Genomic DNA, 15252 nt, shown 5'->3' with positions numbered 1-15252 from the left:
TTGCCGCACTAATTACCTAAAAACATATCGAGATATGCTTCTTGGGCATCCGGAGGAGGAATAAATCAGACAAATAATGTCTTGTCACTTAAGCAGATAATGAATATTTGGGCTTGACAAAAGGATTTTCGATAACTATGTTTGCTAAGTGCGAAAAAGATTTTCATTTAATATGAGAGCACATTTATCTGGTTTTGAGCATGCTGGATGCTTTGATGTTCATTTTTGGTTGCATTGCTTTTGCTAAATCATTATTTTTCTGCCGGTGGTTAATTTGCATTTGGAGGGTGGTCTTTTCTGGAAGTACGGCCGGGAAGTTCATTGGCGAGGAAAATTCGCTATCTGAAATATGTCTTGCTTCATGTCCTATGCTACAAGACCATTAAACCCTTAATCAATGGAGGTAGTTGATGATCTATCTTGTCAACCCTGTTGAGCAGAACAAGGGTGCTTGCACAAAGAAGGTTTGTGCCACTCTATGTTTGATACTCTGCGGTTCAAGATTCTGTGGTGCCAAGCCTCTTTATGGCGTGCCGGAATAATCATAAGGGCACAAAACAGCAAAATTTGAAGGAGGTAAAGATGGTTTACCTTATTCAGCCGATTGAAGGCGGCAGAAGCGCTTGCCCGAAGAAGATCTGCTCAGTTGTCTTCTGCGGTGTTAAGCCTCTCTATGGCATTGGGCCATAAGAGATTATTCCCTGCTAAACCTTTAGATCCTGAGGAGGATTAGAATGATCTATCTAATTAATCCAGTCGACTTGATGACGGATGCAAAGAAAGGGTGCAAGATATTCTGCACTACGTATTGCGGGGCAAAATGCCCGCTTGATTTCGTGCAGCCTTTATACGGCATTCCTATCTGAAGTCTCGGGGAAATTAAGTAAGGAATGGGTCGGTTACTGACCCTTTTAGATTCGATTCGGGTGGTTCCCGCTTCCGCGGGAGCCATCCTTGCTAATGGCGTCAAAGCCGATGGCCTGTTCCTGATAACTATATTTCATAACCCAAAACACCCTGAGGAGGTGAAAGAATGATTTACTTGGTTGATCCGAATGCTGTAAAGCAGGTCTGCCCGTTTCTCTGTAGCGGCAAGCTCTGCAAAGGGGTAGTTTATCCCTGCTATGGCGTACCGCCGATTGAAATTTAGAGTAATCGGCTTAACTATGAGGTGAAATTATGACCTATCTGATTGAACCGACGGTCGTCAAAGGACCTTGCGTTTTGAAAGGATGCACCAGTTTTTGCGGGATAAAGCCCTGCTATGGTGTTGTCATAGTACCGGAGTAATTTTCGGGTAAATTCACTGGGATTACTGGTTTGCCCCGGGCCGTCTGGAAATGGCCCGGGGACAATCAGGCAGTATATAAGATGCACGCCGGACAAGAGGAGGACTGCTCCTCCCCTGGCCCGGATTACCTACTAACCTTAACAACAGGAGTAACAAGGATGACTTATCTTGTTGAACCCCGGGTTAATTCCAAAGAGGTATGCCCCTTACTGGGCTGTAAGACCTATTGCGGGATTAAACCCTGCTACGGCGTACCACCTGATACGATTTAGGAAGAAGAGGCAAGGCTGACCGATCCAATACCGGGCCTATTTCTCCTGTACCAACAGGAGCGGGCTGCCCTTGCTGAAATGTGTAACGTTAAACTTTGGTGAGGTTAGAATGATTTTCCTCATTGAACCTGTTTCAGCAACGAAAAACAGATGTCCGTCACTCTGGTCCTGCGGGGAAAGGCTCTGCCCTATTCTCTGCCGTACCCTGATCTGACGGCCATCCGAGTGGATTGGTAAGGCAAAGGAAAAAAGCCGTGTGGAAAAATTCTCCGGAGAGGACTATCCGCATATGCCTCAAGGAATTCATTGTGAAATCCGGCATGGAGAGGGGGCTAACACCTCTCCATGTTTGAACTATGAGATGAAAGAAAAATCCTATGTGGAAGCTGTCTCGATATAATCATTTTCAACCATGGGAGGACGGCTATCATATCGCTTACAACGCTCGCTCGGGAGCGGTAGCCCTGATGACCTCCGAAAACTACACTCTTTATCACAAAATAGCCGACAAGCTGTCGGCCGCGGCCGAGCCCGAATTCAGTCCGGAGGAACAGGAACTCATCAAGCAGTTGAAATACGGCTCCTTTGTGGACGCCGGTGACAGGGATGAATGGAATACCATCAGGTTCCAGCACAATCTGGCCCGCTATGACCAGTCATCGCTGGGGCTGACCCTCGCCCCAACCATGGCCTGCAACATGGCCTGCCCTTATTGCTATGAGGGGAATAAGAAAGGCCGGATGTCGGCCGAAATAATTGAATCACTCCTTAATTTCGTGGAGAAAAAAGCAAAAGGGTTGACCCAACTCGATATTGCCTGGTATGGCGGCGAGCCGCTGCTGGCCTTAGACATAATCGAGGATTTGACCGAATCTTTCCGGGACCTCGGCAAGGAATATAAATTCGAATATAACGCCTCGATGATCTCCAACGGATATCTGTTGAATAAGGAAAATGTCGACAAACTGACCCAATTAGGCGTTAAACAAATACAGGTGACTCTGGATGGCCCCGCCCGCTTCCACAATCTGAAACGACCGCTTAAGAATGGTCAGGAGAGTTTTGACACCATTATCAAAAACCTTGTTTACGCCTCGACGAAGATCGGTGTCGGTATCCGGGTCAATGTCGATCGTAGCTTTACCATAGATGTTATCGCCGAGCTTCTGGACGAATTGACCAAAGCCGGTATTCGCGAGCGCATCGGTCTCTATTTCGGGCAACTGGAAGCTTCAACCAAGGTATGCTCCAATATTTCCGAGAGCTGCTATGATGCCGCCGACTTTTCCAGGGTTGAGATTGACTTTTATCGCCTTTTGCTGGATAAAGGCTTTAGAATAGACAAACTACCGCAACCATCGGTCACTTTCTGCATGGCTCAAAATGTAAATTCCTTTGTGATTGACCATGAAGGAAATCTCTGCCGATGTTATAATTATGTAGGGGATCCTGCCAAAGCTATGGGCAATATCCGGGATGAAATCGACTATCAGCATCCCAATTTCGTCAGCCTTTTCGAATTCGATCCGTTTATGGATGAATCATGCAGCGAGTGCGGCATTTTGCCGGTCTGCATGGGGGGCTGCCCTTCGCGTCGCGCCGATCGCGATCTTCCCAAAGAAAAAATGTGTGACACCTGGAAACATAATCTGCAGCCGATGCTTGAAATAATAGCACGCTCGAGACAACAGCAAGTTGCATCTGCCAGAAAGGAGCAATAATGAGCGAATTCAAAATTTTTCCGAAAGTCGTTATCTGGGAGGTTACCTTTGCCTGCAATATGCGATGCCTTCATTGCGGCACATCCGCGGGTAAGAGACGCCCGGATGAGTTGACGGCGGAAGAGGCTTTAAACCTTATAGATGAACTGACCGGTCTGGGATGTGAAGAGATCACTCTTTCCGGCGGAGAGCCGTTGTTAAGAGAGGATTGGAAACTGCTGGCACAGAGAATAAAAGACCGGGGCGCCAAGTCATATCTTATCACGAATGGTCTGGCCGTGACAGCAGAAGTGGTTGAGGATTTTGCACGGCTGAAATTCAGCGATATCGGCGTCAGTTTTGACGGGACCGAAAAGACCCACAATTTCATCAGGCAACGCGATGACAGCTGGCAAAAGGCCTTTGACGCCATGCGCATGATGGCCGATAACGGTAATATACGCTTCTGCGCCGTGACACAGGTTTCTAATATAAACCTGAACGAACTGGATGATATCAAACTCATACTGCAGGATGCCGGCTGCAAGCTTTGGCGCATCCAGCTGACAACCAATACCGGGCGGATGCAGCAGCATAAAGACCTCATCATGTCTCTGGATAATTATCCCAAACTGATTGATAAACTGCTGGACTTGAGAACGCAGAAGGATATGGTGGTCGATGTCGGCGAGAATATCGGTTATTATGGATGCAAGGGCGCCAAGCTGAATGATGATTATCCATATTTCGGCTGTTATGCCGGAACGTTGGTGGCCGGAATTGAGTCAAACGGAGCGGTAAAAGGGTGTTTATCGATGCCGGAGCAGTATGTCGAGGGGAATATCCGTGACTCCTCTTTCACCGAAATCTGGAACCGTCCGGGCGCCTTCGCCTACAACCGTCAGTTCACACGCGAAACGGCCGACGGCGAATGCCGTGAGTGTAAATACCTTCCTCTCTGCCGAGGCGGCTGCACCACAACTTCCGTTTCAGCTTCAGGTCGTCGGGCGGATAATCCTTTCTGCATCTATCGCATGGAGAAAAAACAGGGCATAACCGGCGAGGACCCGGAGATTATCACCAAACTCCTTGATGAAATCAGCGCCCAGGAAGCCGAGTGGGACAAAACGCACTGAAGAGAAAAGACTTCCCGGCGATACTGATAGCATATCCATCCTGTTTCTATTATCCAGCCTGGATGGAAAGAGTCGAGATGAAGACGTCACAATTACTGGTGGCGTCTTATCTCGGGCAATTCTTTCCGGTTGAATATGCCGATTTTGAGATAACCATCGGGAGAGCCAACAGTTCCGTTCAGATTAGACGGTACGAACGTAAGGTGAGAGAAATTCTGACCGACCGCCGTTTCGACATTCTGGCTCTCTCTTGCTGGACAAGTCTCTCCTATCAGGCCACACTGGCCACCGCCCGAATCTGTCGGGAGCTTTTTCCCGACAAGCTGATTGTAGTGGGTGGTTATCATGCTTCCGCCCGCCCCCGTGAATTTGTCACCCCGGATAATGTCATCGATTATGTCATCTGTGGCGAGGGGGAACTGCCGCTGAAAGAGATTGCCGAGGGATTTAAGGTCGCCGACCGCCCCTCGGAAACTCAAATAATTGAGGCCCCTCTTTTTCCGGCGGAGGAGTTCATTAGGATCGATTGGAATCTCGTCGATGATTTCTTTCGCGCGGAGTTTCCCCAGGGGTTGACTAATGTGTACCTGTTTCATTCGCGGGGGTGTCCGTTTGGCTGCTCTTTCTGTATGGAGCCATTGAAAGAACGCAAATGGCGAGCCTTTTCTCCGGAAATGGCAGTCGAGGAAATGTTGCTGGTGGGAGAGCGGTTCAAGCCGATGGGCGTGGCCGCCGCCGATGCCTGCTTCGGCCTGAGATCGGCCTGGAGAAAAGAATTTTTGAAGAGACTGGTCGAGGCCGCGCCCAAATTCTGGGTCGTCATTGAAACCCGCCCCGAATATCTTGACCGCGAAGATATCGAACTTTTGTCCCATCTCAAAGTCGAGGTTCAATTTGGAGTGGAAAGCTGCTCCCCTGAGATCCTTTTACTAATGAGAAAGACCAGGCAGCCCCGGAAATTCCTCGATCGTTTCCTTGAAACGAGTCATCTTCTTTCCGAAAAAGGGGTGCTTCATCGCGCCAATCTCATCTTCAATCATCCGGGTGAAACACGGCGCACTCTTGAGGAGACCTTCGCCTTTATCGACCGCGAGCTTGTATACAGAGGAACCTCCTTGATGTGGGCTGCCCATGCTTATATGCATTTCCCCGGTTGCGAATTGGATGTCAATCGGCAATATTATGAAGAAAAATACGGCACCCGGTTTCTGAAACCGGAGTGGTGGAAAGGGACCGACGATCAGTATGAGGCCAGCATGGACTGCGACCCGTCGGGCGATCTTCAGGGCGAAGATCGACATCTCTGGAGAAAAATGCTGGAGGAACGTTCTGATGCGATGAAAGCGGCCTTGACTCCTCTTGCGTTCAGGTTCGCCGCAGCAAAATATTACCTGGAGTGGAAATCGGAACCGAGCCATGAAAAAAATTAGGCGACTCTGGAATTATCTGAAACCGTACTGGGTGATTGAACTGATCACTTTCTTCGTCATGGCCATTATGGCTTGCCTGGCTCTGGTTCTCCCGGTGGCGGTTCAGTATCTGATTGACAACCTGATCCCATCCATGATTGCGGCCCACGGTCAGGGCGGGAATCTGCGGAAAGTCGTCCTCTTCGGGGCTTTCCTTATCACCATTTATCTGTTCAATATCTTCTTTTCCTATCTGCGGGACTATCTGGCGGCGAAAGTCGGCGCCAACATTATTGCCGATATTCGCTCTCAGCTTTTTGCTCATCTGGAGAAACTGTCGCTGAAATTCTTTCAAACGCATCAGGTCGGCGAAATGATGTCTCGTCTCCTTTCCGATGCCGGGCAACTGCAGGGACTTCTGACATCGACCCTTTTAATGTTTTTGACCAATGTCTTTCTGCTTCTGGCCATTATGATCTATCTTTTGAACGTGAATACTTTCCTGACCCTGATTGCCGTTATTCCGGTGCCGCTTACAATTCTATTGTCGCACGCTTATGGGAAAAAGGTGAATAATATCATGCGTCGACTTCAGGAGACGCTCGCTCAGCTGTCGGCCCGCATTCAGGAGGCATTCCTTTCGATTAAGACCATCAAAGCATTCGGTCAGGAGGATTCGGAAAGAGGTAAAGTCGATACGGTCTTAAAGGGCTTGACGGGACTGTATATAAAAAACAGCATCATTAACTCGCTCTCGATCAATCTGATTCATTTCATAAATATGATCGGCCCGATCGTGGTTCTCTCGTGGGGCACTTATATGATTGCGGGGGGGACCATGAAGCTGGGCGCTCTGATGGCCTTCTATATGCTCTTGACCTATCTTTATTCACCCATTCAGGATCTGGCCTCGATCAATCTTCAGGTACAGGGAGCCATGGCCTCGGTCAATCGAATTTTCGAGTATCTGGATCTCCCGCCTTCGATAACGGAAGATGAAAAACCGGCTGTCATAGAACAAGCAACCGGCGAAATTGCCCTTGAAAAAGTCGGTTTCAGCTATAGTGCCGAGGGATTCAATATTTCCGATCTAAACCTGAAAATCAAAGCCAAAGAGAAGCTGGCCATTGTCGGGCCCTCCGGGTCAGGGAAGACGACCATCATTAACCTTATTATGAGATTTTATGATCCCGATTCGGGGGTCATAAAGCTGGACGGGATAGATATTAGAAGGCTTTCGATAAAATCGCTGCGCGATAATATGAGTCTGGTTGACCAGGATCCGCTCTTATTCCGGACAACCATCTTTGAGAATATTTCCTATTCCAAGCCGGGAGCCTCTATGGAGGAGGTCATTGAGGCGGCCCGCGTGGCCAATATCCATGACTTCATAGCATCACTCAATGACGGTTACAACAGCATGGTGGGCGAAAGGGGCGTCACTCTCTCGGGAGGAGAAAAGCAGCGAATCTGCCTGGCCCGAGCAATTATCAAGAATCCGTCCATTCTTATCCTCGATGAAGCCACCTCGGCGCTGGATTCGCTATCCGAAGCATTGATTCAGGAGTCGCTCAAGCATATCCTCATTGACAAGACCGCCATCATCATAGCCCATCGACTATCCACGGTTGAGCATGCCGATCGTATTCTGGTTATTGATAACGGCCGAATAGTCGATGAGGGAAAACATGAAGAACTTCTTGAAGAATCCCCGCTCTATCGTGACCTGGCAAAAAGGCAGTTGAAAGCCTGACCCCTTCCGGTTTAATCGTTCAAATTGGAATTGTACGCCGCTCTGTGTTAAGATTAGGTGTGCTGGGGAATTCATCCGGCGGCTTACCCTTATCAAGTTCCTCTCTGATGGCTCTTCCTATTGCCTCACGCGTATAAGGTTTCCGAATAAATCTGCCGGCTCCCAGCTTCTGCATTTCACCGACCCTTTCGGTGGAAGAAAAGCCGCTCATGATGATGGCCTTTTGACCGGGTTTGATATTGATAATATCGCGATAGGTGTCTAATCCGTCATAATCGTTTTCAAGAATCATATCCAGAACAACCATGTCGAATGTTTTCTGTTTCATCAGGCTGATTGCCCCGTGACCATCGGCGGCAGTGAGAACGATATAACCGAGACTGGAAAGAAGCTGGGTCGCCACTTCCCGCTGCTCTTCGAGGTCATCAACCACCAGCACCGTCTCATGACCGGAGTATAATTTCTCCCTGACCGGTTTATCATCTTTGGGCGCCTCAACAGCAGGGAAATAAAGAATGAATTCAGTCCCTTTGCCCACCTGCGATATAACATCATAATATCCATGATGGTCTTTAACAATACCATAGACGACGGCCAGCCCCAGCCCGCTGCCGCTAGTACCCATTTTCTTCTTGGAAAAATATGGTTCAAAAATCTTTCTGATGTCGTTGGCATCGATGCCGGTCCCGGTGTCTCTGATCCGGAGTAAGGCATAATCGCCTGATTCTATGCGGTCGAAACCCCCGATCAGTTTGTGGAGATTTTCATGGACTGTTTCTATGACCAGATTGCCTCCCTCAGGCATGGCATCAAAAGCGTTGATGATCAGATTCATTATCACTTTCATGAGATGGGTGGCTGAGCCGCTGATGGGCGGCAACTCAGGGTCGAATCTTTTTTCTACCTGCACCCCGGGGTGCCATTCAGCCGCGCGCAGATAGGTGGGCGAATTCATAAAGTCCTCAAGAACCTGGTTAAGGCTGGTCGGTGTCATATCGTATCTGCCGCGACGGGCCATGGTGAGAAGGTCCTGGATGACACTGGCGGCCTCCTGCGCCGACCGGCCCATCATGTCAACCTGCTTACGAATCGGACTTTCCGGCGGCAATTTCGAGGCAATCAATTCCGGGTAGGCGACCAGTGGCCCCAGAATATTATTCAGGTCATGAGCGACACCGCCCGCCAGAATGGCCAGCGATTCCATTCTCCGGGCGCGTTCGAGTTTGGTGTGGAGTTCCTGCCGTTCCAATTCGGCCCGTTTCAGGTCGGTGATATCGGCAAAAACGCCCAGCGTTCCTTCCACCTCACCGTTGCTGCCGATGAAGGGACTGGCGGACATGAGAGCCAGTCGCCGCTCTCCGTTCTTATGGACGAAGTTGACTTCATACTTGCTTTCTTCCCGCTTTTTTCTCTTCTCCGTCTCCCTGTATATCATAGCCATATCTTCGGGTATGACTATCTGGCGCATATTCATTCCAATCAGTTCGGTCTGCGAGTAGCCGGTGATATTGGCGGCGGCCGGATTGACAAAAATGATATTTTCCTCCAGGTCGGCCACGCCAACGCCGTCAAGCATGTTGTCTATGAGCCGACGATATTTTTCCTCGGATTGCCGCAGCAATTCCTCGATTTGCTTGCGCTCGGTAATATCCAGGAAACTTTCAATCAGGAATCTTTTCCCCTGTCTAACAACCGGCACGACGCTCTTGAGTATCGGGATTTTTGTGCCATCGGTCTTCCTTATGACGCGCTCGGAATAGTCAACTTCTTTGCCCAGATCCGTTACCGGGCACATGCCCTTTTCCGCGGGGCAGATAAAACCGTGGCATTCCCGTCCCACTATCATTTCTTTCGAAATTCCGATAGCCCTTTGAGCCTGCAGGTTGGCATCGACAATCAAATGGGTTTCTGCATCGACTACGAAGATTCCGGCTCGAATGGAGTCAAGCAGGGTTCGCAAATATTCCTCGTTTTCCCTCAAAGCTATTTCCGCCTGCTTTCTTTCCGTGACCTCTTTCATCAGCTCGTCATTCTGCCTGAAGAATTTTGTGATTAATTCCGCCATATGTCCGAATTCGTTTCCGCTTTTGGCCAGATCATCCAGAATCGAGGGGTCTTTGGTCGAGAGGCTGCGTGAAAGCAGATTGAGGGGGGCACCGACCCACCTCATAAGAGGGAGTGAGATAAGAATCATAATGGCCGCCGCAAAGAGAACCAGGACCCGGAAATGAAGCTCGGAGCTGCGATTCATTTCGAGCAGGGATTCCGATTCATTCTGCGCCTGAATCATGATGGCGGGTTCGGCGTTCCATCCGGGAAGCGTTTGAGTAAATTGCACCAATCCACTGGCCCGATCATAGGTGACACCATCGGTTTTCCGGTCACCGGCGGGAAACAGCTCAATTTTACATTCGGTAAGATTCGACAACTCGGCAACATATTTCTGATCCCAGAGTCGTCCGACAAAGAAATACCCCTTAGCTAGTGATTCCCTGCGGATATCATTTGTCGGTTGAATCGGAGCGCCGCGTATCTCTATTATTCCCTCGGGAGTATTGACAAAGAAATGGCAAAATTTCTCCTGGGCAAATAATCGGGCACATGACTCGGGCGGCACGGGGAGCGTTTCAAATCCTGTTAATTGTGGATCATGTGCGGCAAAAACCAAAGTGAAATCCGGCCGATAAACCCATGCGATCGAGGCATCATAAGTTGAGAGGCTGCTGTTAACATTGTCTCTGGCCCAGTTGCTATCCCGGGTGCCGACGAAATCCACCATGTCGTCCCAATAGCTGTAATCATAAGCAAAGGTATAAAGGGAGCGCCCCTTCATGTCCATGACTATCTTCAGAAGAGTCTGTTTCTCCTCCAGTTTTTTCTCCCAGAGGAGAGTCTCTCTTTCAATTCCAAGATGCTTGGAAAGCATCAAGCCGCCAAAGAACAGAGCAACTATAAAAAGCAGCAATAAATTCAGGCGGGTCTGTACTTTCATGGGCGCGTCGGAATATCAAATTGTAAGATAATTCGTTGGATCAATCTGCCACCTTTTAAATCGTGTGTATTGCCGGCGGATCGCCATGCCCTTTTCTCATAACAAATCAAGTGTCAAATATCCCGGCCTGCCGCGGGCGCAGGCGCACCTAATGCCATTTCATTAATTATCGACAATTTCAGGGATATAATTAGACGATATGGAGGACAAAGGAATTCTATAGCTTTTCGGAGAGATCGAAGAATATGTATTTTTAGCGTTTGGGGAGTTTTTTGAGGACAGATATTTCGGGGATAATCCCAAGAACAGGGTATCCCGTAAAATCCTCGATTTCCTCAATTTTCTTGAGGGTATTATCGGTCAATTCGGCAATCAGGGCGGCCCCGGCGCCGAGCATTAATCCGAGAGCGATACCCATCATCAGGAGTTTCGGTCTGTTTGGCTTGAACGGCACGAGCGGGACCTTGGCCGGCTCAATCACCTGAAAGCGTGATTCGCGCAGGAGCGCCTGGGAAATCTGAGAACCTTCCTGCTGCTCTTTGAATCTGTCGCGCAGGTCCCTGGCGGCATTAATTTCTCTATTCAACTGATCCAGTTTGGCCTGATATTCAGGGACAGAACTTATTCTTTCGGCCAACCCGGACAGGGCCAATTTGAGGCTGTTGGATTTGGCATAAGCAATATCCAGATCGCTGCGTATGTTAATCAATTGAGCGATAAGAGTACGAGTCGGTCTATCATAATTGCTGAATTGCTGCTCCACCAGGCGTTTGTTTTCGGTTTCGAGATCACCTAACATCTCATACAAACGCGTTTTAAAATTGAGTATCTCCGGATCATTCCAACGGTACTTGGGAAGAAGATTGGCGATCGAGCCCAGCAGATTCTGAATATCATCATTCAGCCGCTTCGATTCGGCGGACTCGGTGACGACCAATTTGTCCATGGGGACGGCGGTGAGCTTTCCCAGAAGAGTCCGCTCCTCACGCTTCTTATCTTCGATATCGCTTCTTATGCTTTCGATTTCCGCATTGACGGCTTTTTGATTGGAATCGGAAACGACCATATTATTCGATTGAATCCCCAAATAACCTCTTTCAAAGCGGGTCTTTTCGTCAATCTTATCCTGCAAGTCCTTCTCGTATTTGGCCAATTGTTCGTAGGTGAAGTCCTGGGACATTCTGACCGAGCCTATTTCCTGTTTCATTTTTTCCGCCATCAGAATCTCCCCCAGATTCTGAGCCATATCCCTGGCCCGGGTGGAATAGCGGGAGCGCACCGAAATGCGGACCTGTTCCCAGCCGGCGAAATTCACGCTGATATCATCCCGCAATTCACTCAGAAGTATTTCAAATTTGATTTGATCCGCCGGCAGGTCGGGTCGTGAGGCACGCGTTTTCTGGACCTTTCGATCGAGCTCGGAGTCTTGATCCAATTTAAGGTTGTCGACAAGCTGCTTAATATATGGCGACGAGACAACCTCGTTCTGGAGGCTGCGCAGCTCCTCACTGCGATGTCTCTCCTCTCCCAAAACGTTGCCGGCATCTCCTACCATGCGACGCAGTTGGTCGGAAAGCCGGACCGGATTTCCCAGCCAGATAATAACCGATGATTCATATTCCGGAGTAATCAGATAGGAGCCGGCGTAAGTCAGGGCGGTGACGAGAATCAACGGAATAACAATAAGCCATTTCCGTTTCCAGGCGGCCGTCATTATGTCGGCCAGCTCGATGGTCCTCTTGTGTCTTTCTGTTTCCATCAACCTTTTGTCCGATTCCTTATAAAACCGAAAATTCCAATGGTTTCATAATAAATCAGGCCTCCCCTAATGTAAAGAAAAAATCCATATCCGGTTTCCGACCCTTGGCCGGAATTCAGAGGAAAGTCTATTTCTTATATTGGCTCCAGTCCCTTTCAAGGGCTTTGGGCAGCTGACGGATATGCTCGGTAGAGGAATTCTTAGAGTTGAAATCCTTATAGACCCGCTTGATCTGTTCTTCGGTTAAATTCAGCTCGCGGGCGACCTCTTTCAGATCCACCTTGTATTCCCAGGTATAAAGAAGAGGATCAAGAATCTCAAAGGGAAGGCAGAAATAGAAATCCTGGTCGGAGACCGGAAGACTGAAAGTATCCGGCGAGGGCGTCCGCTCAATTATTTCTCTGGGAACATTCAAATATTCACCCAACTGATAAATCTGCAATTTATACAGGTGTGAAATTCCCTCGACATCGGTGCCGCCGTCCCCATGTTTGCAATAGTCCCCCAGAATTAATTCGGTTTTATTGGTAGTCCCGGCCACCAAATAATTATTCTGTTCACCCCAATAATAAAGGGCGATCATGCGAGAGCGTATCTTGACATTAGCGGCCGAGGTAATGGCCAGGAATTGTTTCTTGGTAAGGCGTTTCTCTTTGTGGTTGCCTTTGCCGTTGTCGATTCTCAGTGTATAGAAATTATAACGATCAACATCCAGGATATTCTGCGGCAGATAGATATTGAACTTATAGGTTTCATCATATTCGGGAAAAATCTCTTTTATTACGGCATCCCGATTTCTATAAGCCTCAAAGGCGCCAACAGCATTCGTCAGCTCAATCGTCCGGTGTTCGACCCCAAGCTGGTCAATCATTTTCTTCGCATATCGCGCGGAAACCGGATTTGATTCCTTTTCGGGAAGGATGAGAGCCATAACGTTTTTCTTGCCGACCGCAGCCACCGCCAGAGAAATAACCACGGCCGAATCTATCCCGCCGCTGACGCCGACAATGATACCATCACGTTTCGGGATCCCCTTGGTTGCAGCGAGCATGAATTCTTTCACAATCCCCGCCTCAAAGGCAGGGTCAATGCGAAGTAAATCCTTTGCGAATTTCATAAAGTACCTTTCAAACCGTTAGATAATTTAAGAGCTCTTCCCCATCAGCAGCAATTTGTTAACTTTGCCCGATTGATATTTCGGCAGGGATTCGGCAAATTCGACATACTTGGGGACCTTATAATCGGCCAACCTGGTCTTGCAAAAATTCTGAATTTCCTTTTGATCGGCGGTTGCGCCCGTCTTCAGCACAATCACCGCCTTGATCGCCTCAACCAGAATATCATCCTTTACCCCGAAAACGGTCGCTTCGGCCACCTTGTCATTTTCCAGAATGGATTCTTCCACTTCCTTGGCGCTGACCCGATTGCCGCCCGCTTTGATGATTTCTTTTCTGCGTCCGACAATGTAGAAATATCCGTCCTCATCCATGCGGGCCAGGTCACCGGTATGAAGCCAGCCGTTCCTTAAGACCTCTCGCTGCTCATCCGGCTGATTCCAGTACCCCAGCATCACATTATCCCCCGCAACTGCCAGTTCGCCGTCTTTGCCGACCGGGACCTCGGTGCCATTATCGTCGACAACTCTGATTTTCACCCCGGGAACGGGAATCCCGATAGAACCGAGCTTCTCCTTAAGATGCTCCGGGGGAAGAAAAGAAACTCGCGGCGCGGCCTCGGTCTGGCCATACATGACATAAATTTCCTTCTGCGGGAAAGCATTCATCAACCTGCGGACTACCTCCGGAGCCATGGCGCCGCCGGCCTGAGTAAAGTACCGCAGATCTTTCAATTCGCGCGCGGTCAGAGTGGAATTATTAAGCAGGATCATAAAATTGGACGGGACTCCCGAGAAACCGGTGACTTTCTCTTTTTCCATGGTATCCAGAACCACTTCCGGATACATAAATCGGTTATCAATAACCAATGTCCCCCCGGCCAGAATATGGGTGAGAAGAAGCGAATTGCCATAGATATAATAAAACGGCAAAATGACCATCACCCGATCGCGGGGACTCAATTTCAGATACTCAACCGTCGCTATAGTATTGGAGATGAGATTGCGATGTGACAGCATTACCCCTTTGGAGCTTCCGGTACTTCCCGAAGTATAGAAAATTGCAGCCAGTTCATGCGGCGCCGCAATTGATTCCTTTTTCAAATCATATTGGAGAGAGCCGTCCGAAGGCAAATTGACTATCGAATTGCGCGCCGCGGCATAATCCTCAGGTTGCCCCAGGAAATCATGGAAAGTCGCGGTCGCAATTCCCTCCGGTTTTAGGTGCAGAGGCTTGTCGGATATTATCCACTTAATCGGCGGGTTCTGGGTCAGGATACGCCCGAGCTGCCTTTCATATCGGGTATGAAACAGAAGAATCTCAGCTTGGCAATCCGCCAGAATAAAGCAGATCTTTTCCGGATTGAGCGAGGTATCTATCGGCACCGCCACATAACCGGCCTTGAAAACGGCAAAAAAAGAAACGATATACTCAATGGAATTCTCAAAAAGGACAGCCACACGCGAGCCGGGCGGGTAACCAAGACTCGCCAGAAAATCGCCGAATCTGGTAGTGGCGGCCAGAAGCTCTCGATAAGTAATCTTTCTTTCCAAATGAATCGCGGCTGTCTGCTCGGGAAAGACAGCGGCGCTATTGCAGAGCATGTCGAATATTTTCATACGGAAATCTCAGTGAAAGCCCGCACCTGGCGGTATGTACTGCACTCTCGGAAATTGACCGCCGGGTTAACCAAGTTTTCTGGCGACAAAACCGGCCAGATAATCTAAGGAATCAAGGTTGTCCGGCACCATTTCATTATCTTCGATGGTAATGCTATACTCTGATTCAATGAAAGTGGCCAATTCCAGAATTCCGGTGGAATCAA

8 protein-coding genes are annotated in these 15252 nt (G+C 48.9%); 4 read left to right on the top strand and 4 right to left on the bottom strand.

Going from position 1 to position 15252, the window contains the following annotated elements; translation table 11 throughout:
* Positions 1 to 1940: 1940 nt before the first annotated feature.
* From NT002_07440 to NT002_07425, 4 genes are read left to right on the top strand one after another with little or no spacing between them, the layout of a single operon-like run.
* The gene (locus tag NT002_07440) at positions 1941 to 3284 is read left to right on the top strand and encodes an SPASM domain-containing protein (GenBank protein MCX6829104.1); all 1344 of its coding nucleotides are present in this window, start codon (positions 1941 to 1943) and stop codon (positions 3282 to 3284) included.
* The gene (locus NT002_07435) at positions 3284 to 4399 is read left to right on the top strand and encodes a radical SAM protein (protein ID MCX6829103.1); all 1116 of its coding nucleotides are present in this window, start codon (positions 3284 to 3286) and stop codon (positions 4397 to 4399) included. The genes NT002_07440 and NT002_07435 overlap by 1 nt, the downstream gene beginning before the upstream one ends.
* Entirely contained in the window at positions 4381 to 5829 is a 1449-nt protein-coding gene (locus NT002_07430; protein ID MCX6829102.1) for a radical SAM protein, read from the top strand. Before NT002_07435 ends, NT002_07430 begins: the two co-directional genes overlap by 19 nt.
* Positions 5816 to 7561, top strand: coding sequence for an ABC transporter ATP-binding protein (locus NT002_07425; GenBank protein MCX6829101.1), 1746 nt, complete (start codon positions 5816 to 5818; stop codon positions 7559 to 7561). Before NT002_07430 ends, NT002_07425 begins: the two co-directional genes overlap by 14 nt.
* Before the next feature lie 19 nt (positions 7562 to 7580).
* On the opposite strand, the gene NT002_07420 is transcribed toward NT002_07425, so the two are convergent.
* From NT002_07420 to NT002_07405, 4 genes are all read right to left on the bottom strand, one after another.
* Positions 7581 to 10553, bottom strand: a complete 2973-nt coding sequence (locus NT002_07420; GenBank protein ID MCX6829100.1) for a PAS domain S-box protein — start codon at positions 10551 to 10553, stop codon at positions 7581 to 7583.
* A 253-nt stretch (positions 10554 to 10806) separates the two neighbouring features.
* Complete coding sequence (locus NT002_07415; protein MCX6829099.1) at positions 10807 to 12312, bottom strand: Wzz/FepE/Etk N-terminal domain-containing protein; 1506 nt, start codon at positions 12310 to 12312, stop codon at positions 10807 to 10809.
* A 127-nt stretch (positions 12313 to 12439) separates the two neighbouring features.
* On the bottom strand, positions 12440 to 13429 hold the full coding sequence (gene nadE / locus NT002_07410) for an NAD(+) synthase (protein MCX6829098.1): 990 nt from the start codon (positions 13427 to 13429) through the stop codon (positions 12440 to 12442).
* A 27-nt stretch (positions 13430 to 13456) separates the two neighbouring features.
* Positions 13457 to 15046 (bottom strand): AMP-binding protein, encoded by a 1590-nt coding sequence (locus NT002_07405; protein ID MCX6829097.1) that lies wholly within the window; start codon positions 15044 to 15046, stop codon positions 13457 to 13459.
* Positions 15047 to 15252: the final 206 nt, after the last annotated feature.

This window comes from Candidatus Zixiibacteriota bacterium (assembly GCA_026397505.1).
Lineage (GTDB): Bacteria > Zixibacteria > MSB-5A5 > GN15 > PGXB01 > JAPLUR01.
The sequence above is the reverse complement of the archived record's forward strand: the minus strand, read 5'-3'. Positions and strand labels throughout refer to the sequence as shown.